Source organism: Stenotrophomonas sp. YJH_SMC_57 (assembly GCF_059369755.1).
Window position 1 is genome coordinate 21727 of the sequence record NZ_JCAFSZ010000009.1, and the last position, 20318, is coordinate 42044.

Below are 20318 nucleotides of genomic sequence, written 5' to 3' on the forward strand. Positions count from 1 at the left end.
GCGGATCAGCCCATGCAACCGGAGTTTCAGATGGACAGCGCCAAGCTCGGCCAATTCGTCAATGACAAGTGGGACAGCGAGATCGTCCCGCAATTGGTCGACTACATCCGCATTCCCAACAAGTCGCCGATGTTCGACGCCAATTGGGTGCAGAACGGCTACATGGAACAGGCGGTCACCCTGATGGAGAACTGGGCCAAGGCCCAGCAGCTGCCCGGCCTGAAGGTTGAAGTGGTTCGCCTGGAAGGCCGTACCCCGCTGATCTTCCTGGAAATTCCGGCCACCGGCGCCGAAACCGGCGACGACACCATTCTGCTCTACGGCCATCTGGACAAGCAGCCGGAAATGACCGGCTGGGACGACGACCTCGGCCCGTGGACCCCGGTCCTGCGCGGCGACAAGCTGTACGGCCGTGGCGGCGCCGACGACGGCTACGCCATCTTCGGCTCGCTGGCCGCGGTGCTGGCGCTGCAGGCCCAGGGCCTGCCGCACGCCCGCTGCGTGGTGCTGATCGAAGCCTGTGAAGAGTCCGGCAGCTACGACCTGCCGGCCTACGTCGACCACCTGGCCGACCGCATCGGCAAGCCGTCGCTGGTGGTCTGCCTGGATTCGGGCTGCGCCAACTACGACCAGCTGTGGTGCACCACCTCGCTGCGCGGCCTGACCGGCGGCAACTTCACCGTGAAGGTGCTCAACGAGGGCGTGCATTCCGGCGATGCCTCCGGCGTGATCCCGTCCAGCTTCCGCCTGCTGCGCCAGCTGCTGTCGCGCATCGAGGACCAGGACACCGGCCGCATCCTGATTGACGGCATGAACGTGGAGATCCCGGCCGAGCGCCAGGCCCAGGCCAAGCGCGCCGCCGAAGTGGTCGATACCGAGATCTTCGAGAAGTTCCCGATGGTCGACGGCCTGCGCCCGATGAACGAGGACCTGACCGAGCTGGTGCTCAACCGCACCTGGCGCCCGGCCCTGTCGGTCACCGGCGTGGGCGGCATGCCGGCGCTGGAATCGGCCGGCAACGTGCTGCGCCCGCAGACCTCGGTGAAGCTGTCGCTGCGCCTGCCGCCGACCGCCGACGGCAAGACCTGCGGCGAACTGCTGAAGGAAGCGCTGCTGCGCGATCCGCCGAACGGCGCCCAGGTCACCCTGGACCTGGAAAAGGCCTCCACCGGTTGGAACGCTCCGGCCATGGCACCGTGGCTGACCCAGGCCATCGACGACGCCAGCCAGGCCTTCTTCGGCAAGCCGGCCATGTACATGGGCGAAGGCGGCTCGATCCCGTTCATGGGCATGCTGGGCGAGAAGTTCCCGGGCGCCCAGTTCATGATCACCGGCGTGCTCGGCCCGCACTCCAACGCGCATGGCCCGAACGAGTTCCTGCACATCCCGATGGGCAAGAAGGTCACCGCCTGCGTGTCCAAGGTGATCAGCGAGCACTACGCCGCCAGCCTGCGCGGTGAGACCAGCGGTTCGCCGGTGGCCGCCGACAGCGGCACCCGCCACGGCGACCACGGCTGCTGCTGATCCAGCACCCGTGACGGACGCAGCCTGGCCTTGCTAGGCTGCGTCCACCCCTAGCGGAACGCATGCACATGAATGGTCTGTTCGGCAGCAGCAGCTGGCTCTACATCATCCTGGTCGGCTTCTTCGTCGGCCTGCTGGGGCGCTTCTTCATGCCCGGCAACAACCGCATGGGCTGCCTGCTGACCATCGTGCTGGGCATTCTCGGCGCGCTGCTGGCCGGCTGGTTCGGCCAGTACATGGGCTGGTACGCCCCCGGTGAACCGGCCGGTTTCCTCGGTGCCGTGCTCGGCGCAATCGTGGTGCTGGCGATCCTGCGCCTGTTCAGCGGTCGTCGCTGACGCTGATTCCCCCTTCCCTTCTGTTCCCGACGTTGGCGCGCCCGGCGCGCCCGGATATGCCTGCATGACCGAACCCGCCTCCGATCCCCAGCGCAGCGCGCAGCGCCTGCAGTGGGCCCGTATCCAGCTGGATGATGCCAACGCCGTGGTCGAACGCGCCTCGGTCGATGCCGGCATGCGCAGCTATTGGCGCACCACCAGCGCGCGCGGCAGCCACATCGTGATGGACGCACCGCCGGGGCTGGAAGATCCGCGGCCATGGCTGCGCATGCGCGGCCTGCTGCACGACCACGGCCTGCGCGTGCCTGCACTGCTGGCGCAGGACCTGGACGCCGGTTTCCTGCTGCTGGAAGACCTTGGCGGCCCGACCCTGGCGAAGATCCTCGACGAGCGCAATGCCGATGAGTGGTTCGGCCGCTCCATCGAACAGCTGCTGCGCCTGCAGGCGATCCCGGTGCCGGCCGACTTCGGCCAGTTCGGCGAAGCGCTGCTGCAGCGCGATGCCGGCCTGTTCGACGAATGGTTCCTGCAGCGCCACCTGCACCTGGAACTGGACTGCGGTGAGATCGAAGGCCTGCAGCTGGTGCACCGCCGGCTGATGGACAACGCGCTCGGCCAGGCCCAGCTGATGACTCACCGTGACTACATGCCACGCAACCTGATGCCGGTCGACAACGGCCCGGCCGTGCTGGATTTCCAGGACCTGGTGCGCGGCCCGATCGCCTACGACGCGGTGAGCCTGTTCAAGGATGCGTTCCTGAGCTGGCCGCTGCAGCGCGTGGATGAATGGCTGGCGCAGTACCACGCGCGCGCACGCACTGCCGGCCTGCCGGTGCCCGACCGCGCCACCTTCCTGCGCGATGCCGACTGGATGGGCATCCAGCGCCACGTGAAGATCCTCGGCCTGTTCTGCCGCCTGCGCTATCGCGACAACAAGGGCCACTACCTGGACGACGCGCCGCGCTTCATCGGCTACCTGGATGAAGTGCTGCCACGCTACCGCGAGCTGGCGCCGCTGCAGCAGCTGCTGGAAGACCGCATCAAGCCGGCGCTGGCCGAGCTGGCCGCACCGATGCGCGTGGCCCGATGAAGGCGCTGATCTTTGCCGCTGGCCTTGGCGAGCGCATGCGTCCGCTGACCCTGCATACGCCCAAGCCACTGCTGGACGTGGCCGGCAAGCCGCTGATCGTCTGGCATCTTGAGCGCCTGGCCGCACTCGGGGTGCGCGAGGTGGTGGTCAACACTTCATGGCTGGCCGAGCAGTTTCCGGCAGCACTGGGTGATGGCAGCCAGTGGGGCCTGCACCTGCATTTCATGTACGAAGGACAGACCCCGCTGGAAACCGGCGGCGGCATCCTCAACGCACTGCCGGTCTTGGGTGATGCGCCGTTCCTGGTGGTGAACGGCGATATCTGGACCGATTTCGATTTCGCCACGCTGCCCCGCGAGCCGCAGGGCCAGGCGCATCTGGTGCTGGTCGACAATCCGGCGCAGCATCCGCACGGTGACTACCGGCTCGATGCGCAGGGCGTGTTGCATCACGACCGCGAAGGCCCGTGCCTGACCTATGCCGGTATCGGTGTATACCGCCCTTCCATCGTGGCCGATTGGCGCGCGGTGATCGGTGATGCCCCGGGCAGCGAGCGGCTGCCGCCGAAGTTCTCGGTGGTGCCGCTGCAGAAGCATTTCATGGCGCAGGGGTTGATGACCGGGCAGCACCATCGTGGGCGCTGGACCGATGTCGGCACCGTGGATCGCCTGCGCGCGCTGGATGTTGAGTTGGCGGCGAACGGCTGAGCCCCTCGTGGCTGGTCGCTTTCAGAGCAGAAGCCTTGCTTGGCCGGGCGGGGTGGGGTCGCGGGGGACGCCGTGAACCCATCCATGGGGGCTTGGCCGCGGCATCCATGCCGCGGACACCCCCGCGACCCCACCCCGCCCGGCCCCTGACAGTTTCCGTGGGCGTCCAGCCACGGAAAAGAAAAAGAAAAGCAAAAGCGGGTCGCATCGCTGCGCTCGCTCGCATGTGTCGACCAAGGTCGGCACCCACCAACAGCCGCGGAAACCTGTCGAAGGCGGGGTGGGTCCGGTTGCGGGGGCGTGAGCCGCATGGATGCGGCGACCGAGCTTACATGGACGTACTTGCAGCGTCCCCCGCAACCGGACCCACCCCGCCATCCCGCGGATAGCCAGCTTTTGACGTTGACGTTGACGTTGACGTTGACGCTGCTTCGGCGGGTGCAGGGCGGCAGCCCTGCAAACAAACCCCACCCTCAGTAGCGCGGCCGGCCTTCTTCCAGCACCTGGCGCAGGAACGGCACGGTGATCCGCCGCTTCGCCGCCAGCGACTCGCGGTCCAGCCAATCCAGCAGCGTGATCAACCCACCCAGCTCGCGCCCGGTGTGCGACAGCAGCCACTCGATGGCCGCCTCGTCAATCGCCAGGCCCCGGCGCAGCGCGCGCTCGCGCAGCACCGCCGCGCGGCCTTCCTCATCCAGTGGCTGCAGCAGCACGCGCACGCACTGGCCCAGACGCGAACGCAGGTCCGGCAGCAGCAGGCCCAGTTCGCCCGGCGCCTTCTGCGCCGTGTACAGCACGGTCACACCGGCAGCGCGTGCGCGGTTGTGGAAATCAAACAGCGCGATCTCGTCCTCGCGGTTGCCGGACACTTCATCCAGACCATCCAGCGCCACCAGCTCGCGCGACTCCAGCCCATCCAGCGCCGCGCGCACACGGCCGGCAGCGCTGGCCAGCGGTACGTAGGTCGGCAGGCGGCCGGCCTGCTCGGCACTGGAACACATCGCCAGCGCCTGATGGGTCTTGCCCGTACCCGCCGCGCCTTCCAGGTAGACCCAATCGTGGCTGGCGCCGACCGCGATCGCACGCAGCTGCGCCAGCGCGCCATCCGGCGCGCCGATGAAGGTCTCCAGGCGCTGGTCCCGCGGGTAATGCAGGGCCAGCGGCAGTTGCGGCACACCCATCACTTCAGGTCGGGGCCCTTGTCATCCGGAAGAATGATATGAGGCTGGTCGACCACGCCATCAAGCACGATCGCCGGTTTCTCACCCACGTACAGCTCGCTCTGGCGGTAGCGCTGGTGGGCATAGCGCAGCAGCACGTTGGTCACCGCCGCCACCGGCAGCGCCAGCAGCATGCCGAGGAAGCCGAACAGCTGGCCACCGGCCATCACCGCGAAGATCACCGCCACCGGGTGCAGGCCGATCTTGTCGCCAACGATGCGCGGAGTCAGCACGTAGCTTTCCAGCAGCTGGCCGACGGTGAACACCACGCCGACCAGGATCAGCAGCTTCAGGTCGAAGCCCTGTGCCTGCACCAGCGCGGCCACCACCGCCATCAGGATGCCGGTGGTCGCGCCCAGGTACGGGATGAAGCTGATCAGCCCGGCAATCAGGCCGATCAGCAGGCCCAGCTTGAGGCCGACCAGCGACAGGCCACCGGCGTAGATGACGCCCAGCGCCAGCATCACCAGGAACTGGCCGCGGATGAACGCGCCCAGCACCTCGTTGGATTCACGCGCCAGCGCGCTGATGGTGCCGATGTGGTTGCGCGGGATCACCGACGCCACGCGCTCGACCAGCTTGTCCCAGTCGCGCAGGAAGTAGAACGCCAGGATCGGCAGCAGCAGGATGTTGACCACCCAGGTCACCATCGCGAAACCCGAGCGCGAGACGTAGCCCATGAAGGTGGTGGCGAAGCCTCCGGCCTGCTGCCAGTGGCTGCGCACCCATTCGATCAGGCGGTCAGGATCCAGCCACTGCATCACTTCCAGGCCGGTCTTCTGCTCGAACCAGGGAATCCCCTTCTCCATCAGCCACGCCTGTGCCTGCGGAGCGACCGCGATCAGGGTGGTGATCTGGCGCTCGATCATCGGCACCAGCACCAGCAGCAGGGCCACGATCACCAGCACCATCGCCGCGAACACCAGCACCACGCCGGTCATGCGCGAGCGGCCGGTGGCCTCGATGCGGTCGACCAGCGGGTCGCCCAGCCAGGCCAGCGCCAGCGCCAGCACGAACGGGGTCAGGATCGGCGCCAGCAGCCACACCACCCAGCCGACCAGGCCGGCGAACAGGATGTACTTCAGCCGGCGCAGGAACTGCGCGATTTCCGCTTCAGGGGTCAGAGTCATCGCAGGCGGTACTCGTTGCTGACCGGCGCGGCGACCGGAGTACCGGTGGTGTCATCGATCGGGGTCGGCAGTGCCGGCAGCGGCGCGCTCGGCACCAGCACGCCGTTGTCACCCAGCATGCGGTTGAAGCCGGCCAGGCCGGTGGTCATCTCCAGGCTCAGCTCCAGCTGGCTTGCCGAGGCGTGCAGCGGAGTGACGTTGCGCACCACCGGCACCTCGCGCAGGCCAGCGGCCAGGCGCAGGTAGTCGTCGGCGCTGTTGATGCCGGTCACCACCACGCGGTAGGTCCCGGCCTGGCCGACCGCCACGCCGGCCTTGGCGTAGCGCTTGACCAGCGCATCGGCGGCACCGTCGGCGCCGGCGGCCATCGCGCGCATGGCGTTGGCGTCCTTGCTGGTCCACTTGTTCAGTTCACGGCCGTTGTCGACGAAGACCCAGTCCGCCTGCCAGCCGCCATTGGCGCGGTACAGCTTGCCGATCAGCTGCATCGGCGGCGAATAGCGCGAGGAGGCGCGGGCCACGGCGGCACTGTCCTGGCGCCAGATGGCCCCGGCCAGCGCCTGTTCGGCGGCGCCCCCGCTGGGCAGGCCCAGCTTGTAGCCACGCTCGATGGCGCGGTTCAGCAGCGGGCGGGCGGCATTGGCCTGCTGCACGCTGACCAGGCGCGGGCCGCTGCCGTCATCGACGGCCAGCCACAACACCGGCTTCGGCCGCGGCTGCGGCCACAACGGCAGGCCCAGCGCCGACACCAGCGAATCCACATCATCCTCGCGGAAGCGCGCCACCAGCAGGGTACGGAAGCTGGGGGCGCCGCTGGCGCTCACGCTCTGGTCCTGCTTGTAGTCGTAGCTGGCCACGTAATCCTTGGCATTGCGTAGTGCCTGCACCACGCCGGGGCGGGACATCACGCTGCGATCGCCGGACAACTTGCCCAGAACCACGCTCAGCGCGCGGGCCAGGGCGCCGTTGCGATCGGCTTCGGCCTGGCTGTTGACGGGCACTTCGGCCTCGTACGCGCCAGTGGCGGTGGCGACATCGCCCTCGGTGCGCAGGCCGCTCTGGGCCATCGTGGCCACCGGCAGGCTCAGTGCAATGAGCAGGGTCAGAATCAGGCTGCGGCGCATCAGGACATCCATTGGCTCGACGTATCCGGGGGGAATTGTTGCCCGAATACGGACTTTGCGCCAATGCGGCCTGTTAAAATCGCCCGTTCAACCCCTGCCAGCGCCGACGCCCGTGACCAACAGCCCGTCTTCCGCCCCCTCCCCCCTCACCTACCGTGATGCGGGTGTCGACATCGACGCCGGCAACGAGCTGGTCGAGCGGATCAAGCCCCTGGTCAAGCGCAGCTTCCGCCCGGAAGTGATGGGCGGCCTGGGTGGCTTCGGCGCCCTGTTCGACCTGTCCAACAAGTACCGCGAGCCGGTGCTGGTGTCGGGTACCGACGGCGTGGGCACCAAGCTGAAGCTGGCCCACCAGCTGAACCGCCACGATACGATCGGCATCGACCTGGTCGCCATGTGCGTGAACGACGTGCTGGTGCAGGGCGCCGAGCCGCTGTTCTTCCTGGACTACTTCGCCACCGGCAAGCTGGACATCGACACCGCCGCGGCGGTCGTGGGCGGCATCGCCAACGGCTGCACCGAGGCCGGCTGCGCGCTGATCGGCGGCGAAACCGCTGAAATGCCCGACATGTATGCCCCGGGCGAGTACGACCTGGCCGGATTCACCGTCGCCGCGGTCGAGAAGAGCGAACTGAAGGATGGCGCCAGCGTCGCCGCCGGTGACGTGCTGATCGGCATCGCTTCGTCCGGCCCGCACTCCAACGGCTATTCGCTGGTGCGCCGCATCTACGACCGGGCCGGCCAGCCGGCCGATCTGGAGCTGGAAGGCGGCGTGAAGCTGGTCGATGCGCTGATGGCGCCGACCCGCCTGTACGTGAAGCCGATCCTGTCGCTGCTGAAGTCGCACGGCGCCGCCATCCACGGCATGGCCCACATCACCGGTGGCGGCCTGACCGAGAACATCATCCGCGTGGTGCCCGAAGGCCTCGGCCTGGACATCCAGGCGTCGTCCTGGACCCTGCCGCCGGTGTTCCAGTGGCTGCAGAAGGAAGGCGCGGTAGCCGACAGCGAGATGTGGCGCACCTTCAACTGCGGCATCGGCTTCGTGCTGATCGTCGCACCGGACCAGGTCGCTGCCGTGTCCGAGGCGGTCAAGGCGCAGGGCCTGGAGCACTGGACCATCGGCCAGGTGGTCACCGCCGAAGGCGCCGAGCGCGTCCACATCGGCTGATCGCACGCCCAGGAGCCCGCATGGACGCAACGCCCCCCTTGTCCCCCACCCCGCTGCCGCCGCCTCTGGCGATGGCGCCGGTGTTCAGCGCGCAGGATGCCGACCACCTGCGCATGCTGTCCATCGCGCACTACGTGGTTGGCGGCCTGATCGCGCTGTTCTCGCTGATCTTCATCCTCCACATCGTGCTGGGCATCAGCGCACTGACCGGCCACCTGCCGATGAACTCCGGTGGCCAGCCCACGTCGCCGGCCGAGCAGCGCCTGTTCGGCTGGATGTTCACCATCATCGGCTGCGTCATCGTGTTCGGTGGCGTGACGCTCGGCGCGTTCGTCGCCTATGCCGGGCGCTGCCTGGCCGGCCGCCGCCGCTACCTGTTGTGCCTGATCGTGGCCGGCCTGGCCTGCCTGTTCGCGCCGCTCGGCACGGTGCTGGGGGTGTTCAGCCTGATCATCCTGCTGCGTCCGCAGGTGAAGGCGGCCTTCGAAGCCAACGTTCCTTCCCGCAGCTGAGATTTCCATGGCTTCCCTCCCGCCCCCGTTGAATGTGCCGCCTGGCTGGACCGCGCTCCAGATCGGCGGCCACCTGCACACGCTCAGGATCCTGTTCTGCGTCTACGGCGGCATCCAGCTGGCGCTGTCCGTTGTCCTGCTGATGGCCGCGCTGGGTGGCTACATCAGCGAAAGCCGGAACCCCACGGCGGGCATGCCGCCCGTGCTGCTGGCGGCGATCCTCGCCGTCGCGGCGCTGGCCATCGGTGCACTGGGCATGCTCAGCCTGACCGCTGCGAACCGGCTGGGGCAGCGCCGCCAGCGTACGTTGTGCCTGGTCGCAGGCGGTGCCGCCTGCCTGGGCGGCGCGCTGGGCATCGCGCTGGGCGTATACGCCCTGATCGTGCTGCTGCGTGCGGATGTCGCCGCCAGCTTCACCGAACCAGGCGGCGCGGTAGTCGCATGACCGCTCGCATTGCGGTACTGGCCTCCGGCCGTGGCAGCAATCTGCAGGCCATCCTCGACGCGATCGGTGGTGGCCGCCTGCCGGCCGACGTGGTCGGCGTGTTCTCCGACCGTCCAGGCGCCGCGGCGCTGCAGCGGGTGGCGCCTGGCCTGCGCTGGGCACACGCGCCGAAGGAGTTCGGCGACCGCGCCGCCTATGAGCAGGCGCTGGGCGATGCCGTGCAGGCATCGGCACCGGACTGGATCGTCTGTGCCGGCTACATGCGCATCCTGGGGGCCGCCTTCGTGCAGCGCTTCGAGGGCCGCCTGGTCAACATCCACCCCTCGCTGCTGCCGCTGCACAAGGGCCTGGACACCCATGCGCGGGCCTTGGAGGCCGGCGATGCCGAGCACGGGGCCAGCGTTCACCTGGTGGTACCGGAACTGGATGCCGGGGCGGTGCTGGCGCAGGTACGGGTGCCGGTGGAGCCCGGCGACGATGCGCAGGCGCTGGCCGAGCGCGTGCTGGCGGTGGAGCACCCGTTGCTGATCGCCACCCTGCAGCTGCTGTGCGCAGGCCGCCTGGCTGAACGGGAAGGACAGCCCCAACTGGACGGTCACCCCCTGTTTAGCCCGTTGGCCCTAGATTCCGCCGGGAACCTGAACCGGTAACGCCCGTGCACACGTCCCGCTGACTGCGGGGCTGGCATCCTGCCCCTCCCTGCGGTCCCTGTCCTTCATGAAGACCACGACCCTGCTGTCCACGTCGCTGCTGCTGTCGCTGGCCGTATTGCCCGCTGCGGGCTGGGGCCAGGCGCAAGCGCCTGCCGCCTCGCCCTCCCCGGCGCCGGTGCCTGCCGTGCAGCCACCTGCCGAGCCGGCGGCGCCGGTGTTGCCTGCGCTGGCATGGGAACCGCCGCCGCTGCAGCCGTTCAGCGCCACCTACCAGGCGTTCTACAAGAGCAAGGAGGCCGGCGACGCCAGCATGCAGGTCACCCACACCGGCGGCAGCCAGTGGCGGGTCGACATGCAGGTGGTCGGCCGCCGCGGCTTTGCCAGCGTGCTCGGCCTGAACATCGAGCAGAGCACGGTGTTCGAGGAACGCGGCGGTGTCTACGCGCCACTGAGCCAGAGCACGGTGCGCAAGGGCCTGTTCCTCGGCAAGAAGGCCGTGGGCACCTACAACTGGCAGGCCGGTACCGCGCAGTGGACCGGTGACGTGAAGAAGGAACGTGCGCAGCCGATCCCGCTGCAGCCCGGCGACCAGAGCGCGCTGCTGATCAACCTGGCGATCATGCGAGATGCGCGCCCAGGTGCCACCATGCACTACCGCTACGTGGACATGGGCAAGGTCCGCCAGCATGACTACCAGGCCGCGCCGCAGACCGAGAACGTCGAAGTCGGCGACCTGTCCTACAACGCGCTGCGGGTCTACCGGACCAACGGCGGCAACAACGAAACCATCCTCTGGATCGCCAACGGTGTCCCCACCCCGGTGCGCATCCTGCAACGCGAAGACGGCGAAGACCGCGTCGACCTCCGCCTGATCGAATACCAAGGAGTCTGAGCATGAGCACCCTGACCCGCCCCCTCACCTGGATCGCCGCGGCCGCGCTGTCGATGGCCAGCCTGCCGGCCATGGCCCTGCAGCCGTTCAAGGCCGATTACCTGGCCAGCTACATGGGCATGCAGGCCAATGGCAGCATGACCCTGAGCAGCGAGGGAGCCAACAAGTGGCGCTACACGCTGCAGGTGAAGAACCAGCTGGCCGACCTGAGCCAGAGCACCGTGTTCGAGGAAGTGCGTGGCCAGCTGCGCCCGCTCAGCAGCCAGGACCGTTCGGCCCTGCTGGTGAAGAAGCGCAACGTGCAGGCCAACTACAACTGGACCAGCAACCAGGCGACCTGGACCGGCGACATCAAGCCGGACCGCGCCGGCCCGATCGCACTGAAGTCCGGTGACATGGATGCGCTGCTGATCAACCTGGCGATCGCCCGCGACCTGGCCGCCGGCAAGCCGCTGACCTATCGCATGGTCGACGAAGGGCGCATCAAGAACATGACCTACCGCGTGATCGGCAAGGAGTCGATCACCGTGGGTGGCAAGAGCTACGAAGCCACCAAGGTCTCGCGTGCCGACGGCAACAAGGAACTGATCGCGTGGATCGTGCCCGAATTCCCGGTCCCGGCGCGCATGCTGCAGCGTGAAAACGATCGCGATGCGCTGGACCTGACCATCAAGGCGATGAACTGACGCGCGAACCGGTAGTGCCGGCCGCTGGCCGGCATTTTCGCGATGCTCCACGAGGTTCATGGGGTTGCCGGCCAGCGGCCGGTGCTACCGAAAGGAAAACGCCCGCTTTCGCGGGCGTTTTCTTACTTCTTCGCTTCAGCCGGCTTCGCTTCCGCTGGCGCGAACTCGGTGCGGCAGTCCACGCGGATCTGCTCGCCCGTGCTGCGCCAGACGAAGGTGCGGCAATGGCGGTTGCCGTCCTGGCTGTCGTTCACCGCAACCGCGTAGAACGACTCGATGATCTCGTCACGCGAGACGGTGCCATCGCCGTTCCAGTCCATGTCCTTCTGCTCGATGCCCTGGGTGATGGCGATGTCGGCGTACCAGGCGTAGCCCAGCCACGCCAGCACGATCAGCACCAGCGCCAGCAGCGCCTTGCGACGCGGGCTGAACTTGCCGCGCAGGATCATGGCACGCGCCGGATGGTGGCACCGAGCGAAGACAGCTTCTCTTCGATGTTCTCGTAGCCACGATCAAGGTGGTAGATGCGGTCGATGGTGGTGTCACCGTCGGCCATCAGGCCGGCCAGGATCAACGATGCCGACGCGCGCAGGTCGGTGGCCATCACCGGCGCACCGCTCAGGCGTTCGTGGCCACGGGCAATGGCCGTGTGGCCTTCGACCTGGATGTCCGCGCCCAGCCGCAGCAGTTCGTTGACGTGCATGAAACGGTTCTCGAAGATCGTTTCATTGATCACGCCCACGCCGTCGGCCACGCAGTTGAGCGCCATGAACTGCGCCTGCATGTCGGTCGGGAACGCCGGGTACGGCGCGGTGGTCAGGTTGACCGCCTTCGGCCGCTTGCCCTGCATGTCCAGGGTGATGCTGTCATCGGTGGTCTCGATCTTCGCACCGGCCTCGACCAGCTTGGACAGCACCGCGTCCATGGTGTTCGGGCGCGCGCGGTTCACGGTGACCTTGCCACCGGTCATCGCCGCGGCCACCAGGAAGGTACCGGTCTCGATGCGGTCGGGCAGCACTTCGTGGCGGCCACCGGACAGGCGCTCGACGCCTTCGATGACCAGGCGCGCGGTGCCCAGGCCTTCGATCTTCGCGCCCAGCGCGATCAGGCAGTGCGCCAGATCGGTCACTTCCGGTTCCATCGCGCAGTTGTCGAGGATGGTGGTGCCTTCGGCCAGCACCGCGCCCATCAGCACATTCTCGGTGCCGGTGACGCTGACCATGTCGAAGGTGAAATGACCACCCTTCAGGCGCTTGGCCGAGGCCTTGATGAAGCCGTTCTCGACCACGATCTCGGCGCCCAGCGCCTGCAGGCCCTTGATGTGCTGGTCGACCGGGCGCGAACCGATCGCGCAGCCGCCGGGCAGCGACACTTCGGCCGCGCCGAAGCGGGCCAACAGCGGGCCCAGCACCAGGATCGAGGCGCGCATGGTCTTGACCAGCTCGTATGGCGCAACGTGCTGGTTGACCGGACGCGGGTCGACCACGATCGCGCTGCCGCGCGACAGCGTGCCCTGGTCGATGGTGACCTTGGCGCCCAGCTCGCCCAGCAGCTTCACCGTGGTGACCACGTCGTGCAGGTGCGGCACGTTGGTGATCTCGACCGGCGCATCGGCCAGCAGGGTCGCGCAGAGAATGGGGAGGACGGCGTTCTTGGCGCCGGAGATGCTTACTTCACCGTGCAGCGCAGCGCCGCCGGTCACAACGATCTTGGCCATGTATTCGGGATCTTCTGCGGTTCAGCCGGCTTCGGCCGGGGTCACGGTTTTCAGCGCCAGTGCGTGGATCGCACCGCCCATCAGGTCGCCCAGGGTGGCATAGACCATCCGGTGGCGGGCCAGCGGCATCCTGCCGGCAAAGGCCTCGCAGACCACGGTCGCTTCGAAATGCACGCCATCGTCGCCACGCACGTCGGCGCGGGCGCCGGGCAGGCCGGTTTCGATCAGATTGCGGATGGTGTCGGCGTCCAACGGGCTTTCCTAATAAAATGAGCGCTCATTCTACTTCCGCTGCGTGGCGTCCGCATGGCCGAGCCTCTCCTGCCCTCCCGTTCCGTCGACCCGGCCAGCCTGGTCGCCAGCGGCCGCCGTGTCTTCGACATCGAGCAGCAAGCCCTGAATGCGGTCGCTGCCCGCCTCGGCGATGCCTTCCAGCAGGCTTGCCAGGCGATCCTGTCCAGCCGCGGGCGGGTGGTTGCCACCGGCATGGGCAAGTCCGGCCACATCGCCCGCAAGATCGCCGCCACCCTGGCATCGACCGGCACCCCGGCGTTCTACGTGCACCCGGGCGAGGCCGGCCATGGTGACCTGGGCATGATCACCGAGGACGACGTGGTGCTGGCCCTGTCCTATTCGGGCGAGTCGGACGAAGTCCTGATGCTGCTGCCGGTGCTCAAGCGCCAGGGCAACCTGCTGATTTCCATGACCGGACGCCCGCAGTCCAGCCTGGCCTCCGCCGCCGACATTCATCTGGATGTCAGCGTGCCGGCCGAAGCCTGCCCGCTGGACCTGGCCCCGACCTCCAGCACCACCGCGTCGCTGGCGATGGGCGATGCGCTGGCCGTAGCCCTGCTGGATGCGCGCGGTTTCACCGCCGATGATTTCGCCCGTTCACACCCGGCCGGCAGCCTCGGCCGCCGCCTGCTGCTGCACATCACCGATGTCATGCACAGCGGCGACGACCTGCCCCGGGTCGAGGCCGGCGCCAGCCTCAGCGAAGCGCTGATGGAAATGAGCCGCAAGCGGCTGGGCATGACCGCCGTGGTCGATGCCGATGGCGTCCTGATCGGCCTGTTCACCGACGGCGACCTGCGCCGCGCGCTCGACAGCGCGCTGGACGTGCGTACCGCGAAGATCGCCGATGTGATGACCCGCAACCCACGTACCATCGGCGCCGACCAGCTGGCCGTCGAAGCCGCGCGGTTGATGGAGACCCACAAGATCACCGGCCTGATCGTGGTCGATGGCCAGGGACGCGCGGTGGGTGCCCTGAACATTCATGACCTGTTGCGGGCGCGGGTGGTTTAACCGACAGTCCGTAGACCCCATTCAGTCTGTATCGTCCATCCGCCCACACCGAGCCTGCCGCCCTGATGCCCTGGTCCCCCCTGCCCGCCTTCCCCGCCCACCTGCATGCCGCTGCGGCCCGCGTCCGCCTGGCGTGCTTCGACGTGGACGGCACCCTCACCGACGGTCGGCTGTACTACGACAAGGACGGCAATGAGAGCAAGGCGTACTTCGTGCAGGATGGCCTGGGCCTGAAACTGCTGCAGCAGCACGGCATCCATCCCGTGCTGATCACTGCGCGCAACAGCCAGTCCGCGCTCCGGCGTGGCGCCGATCTCGGCATCGACACCCAGATCGCCGTGGGCGACAAGCTGGCCAGCGTGCAGGCGCTGTGCGCGCAGCACGGCATCGGCCTGGAACAGGTGGCCTTCATGGGCGACGACCTGCCGGACCTGGCGCCGCTGGGCGCGGTGGGCCTGGCCGTGGCGCCTGCCAACGCGCACCCGTGGATCGCCGAGCGCGTGCACTGGCAGACCCGCACCGACGGCGGGCGTGGCGCTGCACGTGAGCTGTGCGATGTCCTGCTGGCCGCCCAGGGCCATGTGGATGCGGTCCTGGCGAGGTTCGGCGCATGAACCGGCCGACCCTGAACTGGCGCACCGCACTCGGCATCGGCCTGCTGCTGGCCGCGCTGCTCAGCAGCTGGGCCGCGCTGCGCAACCGTGACAAGGGACCGGCCAACGGCGGCAACGAGATTGGCGTGGACTACATCCTGCACGACTTCACCATCGTGGCCCTCGACGAACAGGGCAAGGAATCGACCACCCTGCGCGCACCGCTGCTGGAGCGTCAGCGCGGTGACCAGACCATCAGCATCGCGACCCCGCTGTTCGAAATGCCCGACAAGGACGGCAAGCACTGGACGCTGCGTTCGGAGACCGGCTGGCTCAGCGCCAAGGGCGACGAAATGAAGCTGCGCGGCAACGTCGCAGGCGACAGTCCCGCCGACCCGGGCGTACCGCCCACCACCTTCCGCACCGACCATCTGGACGTGTTTCCGAAGGAAAGCCGTGCCCGCACCGATGCGCTGGTGACCATGACCCGGCCCGGAATGGAACAGTCCGGCGTCGGCTTCGAGGTGGATTCGAAGAACAACACGTATCATTTCCTCAGCCAGTCCAAGGGCCGCTACACGCCCCGGCACTGATCCCGCCGCCAGCCTGCGACGTCCCCGGACAGGCGCACGGCCGGCAGCCCCTCCCCGCCCCCGGTTTCCGGGAGCCCTCCACCGGTAGAACGGACCCCGATGAAGATTCCCTTTGCAGCCGTACTCGCGCTCGCACTTGTTGTGCCCAGCGCCGCCTTCGCCAAGTCCACCGACCGCAACGAGAACATGAACATCGATTCCGGCGCCCAGTCCGGCGTGCTCACCGGCGATGGCAAGACCGTGCTCTCGCAGGGCGTGAACATCACCCAGGGAACCCTGGACATCCGCTCGTCGGAAGCCGAGATCTACCTGAAGGATGGCGAGGCCGTGCGTGCGGTGTTCACCGGCAAGCAGGCCACCATGAAGCAGCAGCTCGACGATGGCACCTGGATGGACGCGGTGGCCGATCGCATCGACTATGACATCAAGAGCGAGATCATCACCCTGACCGGCAACTACAAGGTCACCAGCGCGCGCGGCACCAACGCCGGCCAGCGCATGGTCTACAACACCCGCAGCGGTGAGATGAACTCCGGTGGCGACGGCAGCCGCGTGCGCACCGTCATTCCGCCGAAGAACAAGAACCCGGCCGCACAGCCGGCCAAGCCTGCCGGGAGCAAGAAGTAATGCTTGTCGCCAAGGGCCTGCGCAAACGCTACAAGCAGCGTGAAGTCGTCAAGGACTTCGGGCTGACCCTCGATGCCGGTGAAGTGGTCGGCCTGCTGGGCCCCAATGGTGCCGGCAAGACCACCTGCTTCTACATGATCGTCGGCCTGGTCGCAGCCGATGCGGGCAGCATCGTGCTCGACGGACGCGACATCACCGGCGACCCGATGTACACCCGCGCCAAGCAGGGCGTGGGCTATCTGCCGCAGGAACCCTCTGTGTTCCGCAAGCTGACCGTGGCCGACAACATCCGCCTGGTGCTGGAACTGCGCGAGGACCTGGATTCGGCCGGCCGCGAACGCGAATTGAACAGCCTGCTCGACGAACTGCAGCTGGGCCACGTTGCCGACCAGCTCGGCGCCAGCCTGTCCGGTGGCGAACGCCGTCGGTGCGAGATCGCCCGAGCGCTGGCCGCGCAGCCGCGCCTGATCCTGCTCGACGAGCCATTCGCCGGCGTCGATCCGATTTCGGTCGGCGAGATCCAGCGCATCGTCACCCACCTCAAGCAGCGTGGCATCGGCGTGCTGATCACCGATCACAACGTGCGTGAGACCTTGGGAATCTGCGACCGCGCGTATATTCTCGCCGAGGGCGCCGTATTGGCCCAGGGCTCGCCGGAAGCGATCCTGGACAACGCCGACGTACGCCGCGTCTACCTTGGGGATTCGTTCAAGCTGTGACGGCGGGCACCCGGGCACTTTCCATCCTTTCGGCACAGGTATGAAGACTCGGCTGCAGACATCGTTGGGACAGCAGCTGGTGCTCACGCCCCAGCTGCAGCAGGCGATCAAGCTGCTGCAGATGTCCACCACCGAGCTGGAGCTGGAAATCGCCCAGGCCGTGGAAAGCAATCCCCTGCTGGACTGGGCCGACAGCAACGACGGCCCTGCCGCCAACGAGGCCAGTGACGGCAACGACAGCGAAGCCCCCAGCGAACGCGCCGACGATGGCGACGATTGGGCGCCTGCCGAACTGGACTGGAGCGCTGCCGGCAGCGGTGGCAGCTTCGACGATGACGACGACACCGGCAGCGCCGCCGAGCGCGTGGCCGAAAGCGAGACGCTGGCCGATCACCTGCTGTGGCAGCTGCACCTGTCACATCTGTCCGCACCCGATCGCAGCATCGGTGCCGCGCTGATCGATGCACTGGACGACGATGGCTACCTTCGGGAACCGCTGGCGACCATCGCTGAAACACTGCTGCCAACGATCCATGCCGACGAGGACGAGATCCTCGCCGTACTGCATCGCATCCAGCGTTTCGATCCGGTCGGCGTGGCCGCTCGCACACTCGGTGAATGCCTGCAGCTGCAGCTGGACGTGCTGGGCGAGGACACGCCCGGACTGGCCCTGGCGCGACAGATTGCCGCAGGACCGCTGGAACGCTTGCCGCGCAGTGGCGTGGCCGGCCTCGCCCACGAACTGAAACGACCGCTTGCCGATGTCGAGACCGCCGTCGCCCTGCTGCGCTCGTTGGACCCGCGCCCGGGCACGCAGATTGCGCCGCTTTCGCAGGACACCTACGTGGTGCCCGACGTGGTGGTGTGGCGGCAGAACGGCGTCTGGCGCGCATCACTGGCCGGCCATGCCGGGCCGAAGGTGGTGATCCACCGCGGCTACGAACAGCTCATCCGCCGCTGTGGCGAGGCCGATGCCGGCTATCTGCGCGCGCAGCTGCAGGAGGCGCGCTGGCTGCTGAAAGGGCTGCAGCAGCGCGGCGAGACCCTGCTGCGGGTGGTGCGCAGCCTGATCCTGCAACAGGCCGGATTCCTCGAATTCGGCGAACAGGCGCTGCGCCCGCTGACCCTGCGCGAGATCGCCACCGAGCTCGGCCTGCACGAATCCACGGTATCGCGCGCGATCGCGCGCAAGCATGTGCGCACGCCGCGCGGCACCCTGCCGCTGCGCGCCTTCTTCGCGTCGGGCATCGATACCGAGGGCGGCGGCGAGGCGTCCAGCACGGCCATCCAGGCCATGATCCGGCGACTGATCGACGACGAGAACCCGCGCAAGCCGCTTTCTGACGCCAAGCTGGCTGACCTGCTCAAATCGTCGGGAATTCCAGTAGCGCGACGCACCGTGGCGAAGTATCGTGAAGCCATGAACATTTCCGCCTCGCACGAAAGGGTCAGAATCGCTTGACGCGCCGCCGCGCCCGGCGGAGAGGTTCATTGGCACATCCGAACACAGGAGAAACCCGATGCGCATCGAAACGTTTGGCAAAGATGTCGAAGTCACCCCGGCCCTGCAGTCCTATGTAGAGGAAAAGCTGGCCCGGATCGGAAAACACTTCGACCAGCACTGCGAAGCGCGGGTGACCCTCAAGCTGCAGAAGACCGAGCATCACGTCGACGCCAGCCTCAACATCCCGGGGCAGACCCTGCACGCCGAGGCCGGCGGCCAGACCATGTATGCCGCAATCGACCTGCTTGCGGACAAGCTTGACCGCCTTGTGATCAAGCACAAGGAGAAAAAACAGCAGCACGCGCCGCTGCCGGTGGGCGACAATGGTGGCTGATCGCCACTGTTCCCCGCAGACATGCCCCTGACTGACCTCCTGGCGGCCGTGCAGACCCAGCTCTGCACGGCCACCGACCGCGACAGCGTCCTGCAGGCCGCGGCCGGGCTGCTGGCCTGCCGCCAGGCCAATGCCGAACAGATCTACCTGAACCTGTGCCAGCGCGAAGCGCTGGGCAGTACCGCAATCGGCCATGGCATCGCCATTCCCCACGGCCGCGCGCCGACCCTGGACCGCCCCCGTGGCGCCCTGCTGAGGCTGGCCACCCCGGTCGACTTCGGTGGCGACGAGCCGGTGGACCTGGTGTTCGCGATGGCCGTCCCCGCCCACTACACCCACCAGCACCTGATGCTGCTGTCCGAGCTGGCCGAGTTGTTCTCCGCGCCCGACATCCGCCAGGCGCTGCGCGCGGCCGGCGATGCCCGGGCCCTGCGCCAGGCCCTTGAGCTGACGCCACCTGCGAGCGCCGCATGAATACCAGCATCACCGCCCGTGAACTGTTCGAACAGCAGCGCGAGCGGCTGGGGTTGCGCTGGGCTGCAGGCAAGTCCGGCGAGAAACGCGAACTCGAAGCCGGCAACACGGTCTCGCGGCGCCCCTCGCTGGCCGGCTACCTCAATGCGATCTACCCCAACAAGGTGCAGATTCTCGGCACCGAGGAGCTGTCCTGGCTGGACGCGCTGGAACCGCGCCAGCGCTGGGAGACCATCGAGAAGATCATGCAGTCGCACCCGCTGGCGCTGGTGCTGACCCGCAACCAGCCCTGCCCGGAAGACCTGCGCGCGGCCGCGGACGAGTCCGGTACGCCGCTGTGGCTGTCCCCCAAGCGCGGCCACGAACTGCTCAACCACCTGTCCTACCATCTGGCGCGCACGCTGGCACCACGCGTGATCCTGCATGGCGTGTTCATGGAGATCTACTCCATCGGCGTGCTGATCACCGGTGAAGCCGGGTCGGGCAAGAGCGAACTGGCGCTGGAGCTGCTCAGCCGCGGCCATCGCCTGGTGGCCGACGATGCACCCGAATTCACCCAGATCGCCCCCGACGTGCTCGACGGTACCTGCCCCGAACTGCTGCAGGACCTGCTGGAAGTGCGTGGGCTGGGCGTGCTGAACGTGCGCGAGATGTTCGGCGACACGGCTGTAAAGAAGAACAAGTACCTTCGGCTGATCGTCCATCTGACCAAACCGATGACCGAACCCACGCCACATGGCTACGAGCGCCTGACCGGCGATTCGGGTACCCGCCATGTGCTGGACCTGGACGTCCCGCTGATCACCCTGCCGGTGATGCCTGGCCGCAACCTGGCCGTGCTGACCGAGGCGGCCACCCGCCTGCATATCCTGCGCACCAAGGGCATCGATCCGGCGGCGATGTTCATCGCCCGCCACAGCAATCTGCTGGAACGGCGAACGCCCTGACCCCTGTCTT

At 67.7% G+C, this 20318-nt stretch carries 25 protein-coding genes; 19 read left to right on the top strand and 6 right to left on the bottom strand.

The window, feature by feature from the left end:
• Positions 1–30: 30 nt before the first annotated feature.
• From AC5P7U_RS13290 to murU, 4 genes are all read left to right on the top strand, one after another.
• Positions 31–1524, top strand: a complete 1494-nt coding sequence (locus AC5P7U_RS13290) for a M20 family metallopeptidase (RefSeq protein WP_006423045.1) — start codon at positions 31–33, stop codon at positions 1522–1524.
• Positions 1525–1592: 68 nt separating this feature from the next.
• Entirely contained in the window at positions 1593–1862 is a 270-nt protein-coding gene (locus AC5P7U_RS13295) for a GlsB/YeaQ/YmgE family stress response membrane protein (protein ID WP_053449023.1), read from the top strand.
• A 64-nt stretch (positions 1863–1926) separates the two neighbouring features.
• Positions 1927–2952, top strand: coding sequence for an aminoglycoside phosphotransferase family protein (locus AC5P7U_RS13300; RefSeq protein WP_006423037.1), 1026 nt, complete (start codon positions 1927–1929; stop codon positions 2950–2952).
• Positions 2949–3659 (top strand): N-acetylmuramate alpha-1-phosphate uridylyltransferase MurU, encoded by a 711-nt coding sequence (gene murU / locus AC5P7U_RS13305; protein ID WP_006423035.1) that lies wholly within the window; start codon positions 2949–2951, stop codon positions 3657–3659. The genes AC5P7U_RS13300 and murU overlap by 4 nt, the downstream gene beginning before the upstream one ends.
• Positions 3660–4132: 473 nt before the next feature.
• On the opposite strand, the gene hda is transcribed toward murU, so the two are convergent.
• The 3 genes from hda to AC5P7U_RS13320 are packed head-to-tail and all read right to left on the bottom strand — an operon-like array spanning position 4133 to position 7133.
• Positions 4133–4840: a DnaA regulatory inactivator Hda gene (gene hda / locus AC5P7U_RS13310; RefSeq protein WP_197564702.1), complete on the bottom strand. Its 708-nt coding sequence runs from the start codon at positions 4838–4840 to the stop codon at positions 4133–4135.
• Entirely contained in the window at positions 4840–6009 is a 1170-nt protein-coding gene (locus AC5P7U_RS13315; protein WP_006423004.1) for an AI-2E family transporter, read from the bottom strand. The genes hda and AC5P7U_RS13315 overlap by 1 nt, the downstream gene beginning before the upstream one ends.
• A complete protein-coding gene (locus AC5P7U_RS13320) occupies positions 6006–7133 on the bottom strand; it encodes a DUF2066 domain-containing protein (protein ID WP_008266979.1) in 1128 nt (375 codons plus the stop codon). Before AC5P7U_RS13320 ends, AC5P7U_RS13315 begins: the two co-directional genes overlap by 4 nt.
• A 112-nt stretch (positions 7134–7245) precedes the next feature.
• On the opposite strand from AC5P7U_RS13320, the gene purM reads away from it, so the two are divergent.
• The 6 genes from purM (at position 7246) to AC5P7U_RS13350 (ending at position 11492) form a co-directional block, all read left to right on the top strand.
• Positions 7246–8304 carry a phosphoribosylformylglycinamidine cyclo-ligase gene (gene purM / locus AC5P7U_RS13325; RefSeq protein WP_197564703.1) on the top strand — a complete coding sequence of 353 codons (1059 nt, stop codon included), beginning with the start codon at positions 7246–7248 and terminating at the stop codon, positions 8302–8304.
• Between the two features lie 20 nt (positions 8305–8324).
• Complete coding sequence (locus tag AC5P7U_RS13330; RefSeq protein ID WP_197564704.1) at positions 8325–8816, top strand: hypothetical protein; 492 nt, start codon at positions 8325–8327, stop codon at positions 8814–8816.
• A gap of 7 nt (positions 8817–8823) precedes the next feature.
• On the top strand, positions 8824–9261 hold the full coding sequence (locus AC5P7U_RS13335) for a hypothetical protein (protein WP_006422918.1): 438 nt from the start codon (positions 8824–8826) through the stop codon (positions 9259–9261).
• Positions 9258–9911 carry a phosphoribosylglycinamide formyltransferase gene (gene purN / locus AC5P7U_RS13340; protein WP_006422916.1) on the top strand — a complete coding sequence of 218 codons (654 nt, stop codon included), beginning with the start codon at positions 9258–9260 and terminating at the stop codon, positions 9909–9911. The genes AC5P7U_RS13335 and purN overlap by 4 nt, the downstream gene beginning before the upstream one ends.
• A 67-nt stretch (positions 9912–9978) precedes the next feature.
• Positions 9979–10806, top strand: a complete 828-nt coding sequence (locus tag AC5P7U_RS13345) for a DUF3108 domain-containing protein (RefSeq protein WP_049455803.1) — start codon at positions 9979–9981, stop codon at positions 10804–10806.
• 2 nt (positions 10807–10808) lie between these two features.
• Positions 10809–11492: a DUF3108 domain-containing protein gene (locus AC5P7U_RS13350; RefSeq protein WP_006422886.1), complete on the top strand. Its 684-nt coding sequence runs from the start codon at positions 10809–10811 to the stop codon at positions 11490–11492.
• A gap of 122 nt (positions 11493–11614) precedes the next feature.
• Here the strand turns inward: AC5P7U_RS13350 and AC5P7U_RS13355 are convergent, their stop codons facing one another.
• Genes AC5P7U_RS13355 through AC5P7U_RS13365 form a run of 3 tightly spaced genes read right to left on the bottom strand, consistent with a single transcriptional unit; the run spans position 11615 to position 13461 of the window.
• Positions 11615–11941: an EF-hand domain-containing protein gene (locus tag AC5P7U_RS13355; RefSeq protein ID WP_197564705.1), complete on the bottom strand. Its 327-nt coding sequence runs from the start codon at positions 11939–11941 to the stop codon at positions 11615–11617.
• Positions 11938–13209, bottom strand: a complete 1272-nt coding sequence (gene murA / locus AC5P7U_RS13360) for a UDP-N-acetylglucosamine 1-carboxyvinyltransferase (RefSeq protein ID WP_006422851.1) — start codon at positions 13207–13209, stop codon at positions 11938–11940. The genes AC5P7U_RS13355 and murA overlap by 4 nt, the downstream gene beginning before the upstream one ends.
• Positions 13210–13230: 21 nt before the next feature.
• Complete coding sequence (locus AC5P7U_RS13365) at positions 13231–13461, bottom strand: BolA family protein (RefSeq protein ID WP_006422849.1); 231 nt, start codon at positions 13459–13461, stop codon at positions 13231–13233.
• A 54-nt stretch (positions 13462–13515) separates the two neighbouring features.
• Here AC5P7U_RS13365 and AC5P7U_RS13370 point away from each other — a divergent pair, with 54 nt between their 5' ends.
• From AC5P7U_RS13370 to hprK, 9 genes are all read left to right on the top strand, one after another.
• The gene (locus AC5P7U_RS13370) at positions 13516–14517 is read left to right on the top strand and encodes a KpsF/GutQ family sugar-phosphate isomerase (RefSeq protein WP_197564706.1); all 1002 of its coding nucleotides are present in this window, start codon (positions 13516–13518) and stop codon (positions 14515–14517) included.
• 65 nt (positions 14518–14582) lie between these two features.
• Positions 14583–15131, top strand: coding sequence for a KdsC family phosphatase (locus AC5P7U_RS13375; RefSeq protein WP_006422845.1), 549 nt, complete (start codon positions 14583–14585; stop codon positions 15129–15131).
• Positions 15128–15703: an LPS export ABC transporter periplasmic protein LptC gene (gene lptC / locus AC5P7U_RS13380; RefSeq protein ID WP_006422843.1), complete on the top strand. Its 576-nt coding sequence runs from the start codon at positions 15128–15130 to the stop codon at positions 15701–15703. Before AC5P7U_RS13375 ends, lptC begins: the two co-directional genes overlap by 4 nt.
• A 99-nt stretch (positions 15704–15802) precedes the next feature.
• The gene (gene lptA / locus AC5P7U_RS13385; RefSeq protein ID WP_006422810.1) at positions 15803–16330 is read left to right on the top strand and encodes a lipopolysaccharide transport periplasmic protein LptA; all 528 of its coding nucleotides are present in this window, start codon (positions 15803–15805) and stop codon (positions 16328–16330) included.
• On the top strand, positions 16330–17049 hold the full coding sequence (lptB, locus tag AC5P7U_RS13390) for an LPS export ABC transporter ATP-binding protein (RefSeq protein WP_006422807.1): 720 nt from the start codon (positions 16330–16332) through the stop codon (positions 17047–17049). Before lptA ends, lptB begins: the two co-directional genes overlap by 1 nt.
• A gap of 40 nt (positions 17050–17089) precedes the next feature.
• Positions 17090–18511, top strand: a complete 1422-nt coding sequence (locus tag AC5P7U_RS13395; protein ID WP_006422805.1) for an RNA polymerase factor sigma-54 — start codon at positions 17090–17092, stop codon at positions 18509–18511.
• Between the two features lie 58 nt (positions 18512–18569).
• Positions 18570–18887 carry a ribosome hibernation-promoting factor, HPF/YfiA family gene (hpf, locus tag AC5P7U_RS13400; protein WP_005415556.1) on the top strand — a complete coding sequence of 106 codons (318 nt, stop codon included), beginning with the start codon at positions 18570–18572 and terminating at the stop codon, positions 18885–18887.
• Between the two features lie 21 nt (positions 18888–18908).
• Positions 18909–19361: a PTS sugar transporter subunit IIA gene (locus AC5P7U_RS13405; protein ID WP_006422799.1), complete on the top strand. Its 453-nt coding sequence runs from the start codon at positions 18909–18911 to the stop codon at positions 19359–19361.
• Positions 19358–20308 (top strand): HPr(Ser) kinase/phosphatase, encoded by a 951-nt coding sequence (gene hprK / locus AC5P7U_RS13410; RefSeq protein ID WP_004147299.1) that lies wholly within the window; start codon positions 19358–19360, stop codon positions 20306–20308. The genes AC5P7U_RS13405 and hprK overlap by 4 nt, the downstream gene beginning before the upstream one ends.
• The last annotated feature ends 10 nt before the right edge of the window (positions 20309–20318 follow it).

Excerpts from the sequence above, each read along its gene's own strand:
- AC5P7U_RS13290 (WP_006423045.1), top strand. The coding sequence starts at position 31 with ATGGACAGCGCCAAGCTCGGCCAATTCGTCAATGACAAGTGGGACAGC.
- AC5P7U_RS13295 (WP_053449023.1), top strand. The coding sequence starts at position 1,593 with ATGAATGGTCTGTTCGGCAGCAGCAGCTGGCTCTACATCATCCTGGTC.
- AC5P7U_RS13300 (WP_006423037.1), top strand. The coding sequence starts at position 1,927 with ATGACCGAACCCGCCTCCGATCCCCAGCGCAGCGCGCAGCGCCTGCAG.
- murU (WP_006423035.1), top strand. The coding sequence starts at position 2,949 with ATGAAGGCGCTGATCTTTGCCGCTGGCCTTGGCGAGCGCATGCGTCCG.
- hda (WP_197564702.1), bottom strand. The coding sequence starts at position 4,840 with ATGGGTGTGCCGCAACTGCCGCTGGCCCTGCATTACCCGCGGGACCAG.
- AC5P7U_RS13315 (WP_006423004.1), bottom strand. The coding sequence starts at position 6,009 with ATGACTCTGACCCCTGAAGCGGAAATCGCGCAGTTCCTGCGCCGGCTG.
- AC5P7U_RS13320 (WP_008266979.1), bottom strand. The coding sequence starts at position 7,133 with ATGCGCCGCAGCCTGATTCTGACCCTGCTCATTGCACTGAGCCTGCCG.
- AC5P7U_RS13330 (WP_197564704.1), top strand. The coding sequence starts at position 8,325 with ATGGACGCAACGCCCCCCTTGTCCCCCACCCCGCTGCCGCCGCCTCTG.
- AC5P7U_RS13335 (WP_006422918.1), top strand. The coding sequence starts at position 8,824 with ATGGCTTCCCTCCCGCCCCCGTTGAATGTGCCGCCTGGCTGGACCGCG.
- purN (WP_006422916.1), top strand. The coding sequence starts at position 9,258 with ATGACCGCTCGCATTGCGGTACTGGCCTCCGGCCGTGGCAGCAATCTG.
- AC5P7U_RS13345 (WP_049455803.1), top strand. The coding sequence starts at position 9,979 with ATGAAGACCACGACCCTGCTGTCCACGTCGCTGCTGCTGTCGCTGGCC.
- AC5P7U_RS13350 (WP_006422886.1), top strand. The coding sequence starts at position 10,809 with ATGAGCACCCTGACCCGCCCCCTCACCTGGATCGCCGCGGCCGCGCTG.
- AC5P7U_RS13355 (WP_197564705.1), bottom strand. The coding sequence starts at position 11,941 with ATGATCCTGCGCGGCAAGTTCAGCCCGCGTCGCAAGGCGCTGCTGGCG.
- murA (WP_006422851.1), bottom strand. The coding sequence starts at position 13,209 with ATGGCCAAGATCGTTGTGACCGGCGGCGCTGCGCTGCACGGTGAAGTA.
- AC5P7U_RS13370 (WP_197564706.1), top strand. The coding sequence starts at position 13,516 with ATGGCCGAGCCTCTCCTGCCCTCCCGTTCCGTCGACCCGGCCAGCCTG.
- AC5P7U_RS13375 (WP_006422845.1), top strand. The coding sequence starts at position 14,583 with ATGCCCTGGTCCCCCCTGCCCGCCTTCCCCGCCCACCTGCATGCCGCT.
- lptC (WP_006422843.1), top strand. The coding sequence starts at position 15,128 with ATGAACCGGCCGACCCTGAACTGGCGCACCGCACTCGGCATCGGCCTG.
- lptA (WP_006422810.1), top strand. The coding sequence starts at position 15,803 with ATGAAGATTCCCTTTGCAGCCGTACTCGCGCTCGCACTTGTTGTGCCC.
- lptB (WP_006422807.1), top strand. The coding sequence starts at position 16,330 with ATGCTTGTCGCCAAGGGCCTGCGCAAACGCTACAAGCAGCGTGAAGTC.
- AC5P7U_RS13395 (WP_006422805.1), top strand. The coding sequence starts at position 17,090 with ATGAAGACTCGGCTGCAGACATCGTTGGGACAGCAGCTGGTGCTCACG.
- hpf (WP_005415556.1), top strand. The coding sequence starts at position 18,570 with ATGCGCATCGAAACGTTTGGCAAAGATGTCGAAGTCACCCCGGCCCTG.
- AC5P7U_RS13405 (WP_006422799.1), top strand. The coding sequence starts at position 18,909 with ATGCCCCTGACTGACCTCCTGGCGGCCGTGCAGACCCAGCTCTGCACG.
- hprK (WP_004147299.1), top strand. The coding sequence starts at position 19,358 with ATGAATACCAGCATCACCGCCCGTGAACTGTTCGAACAGCAGCGCGAG.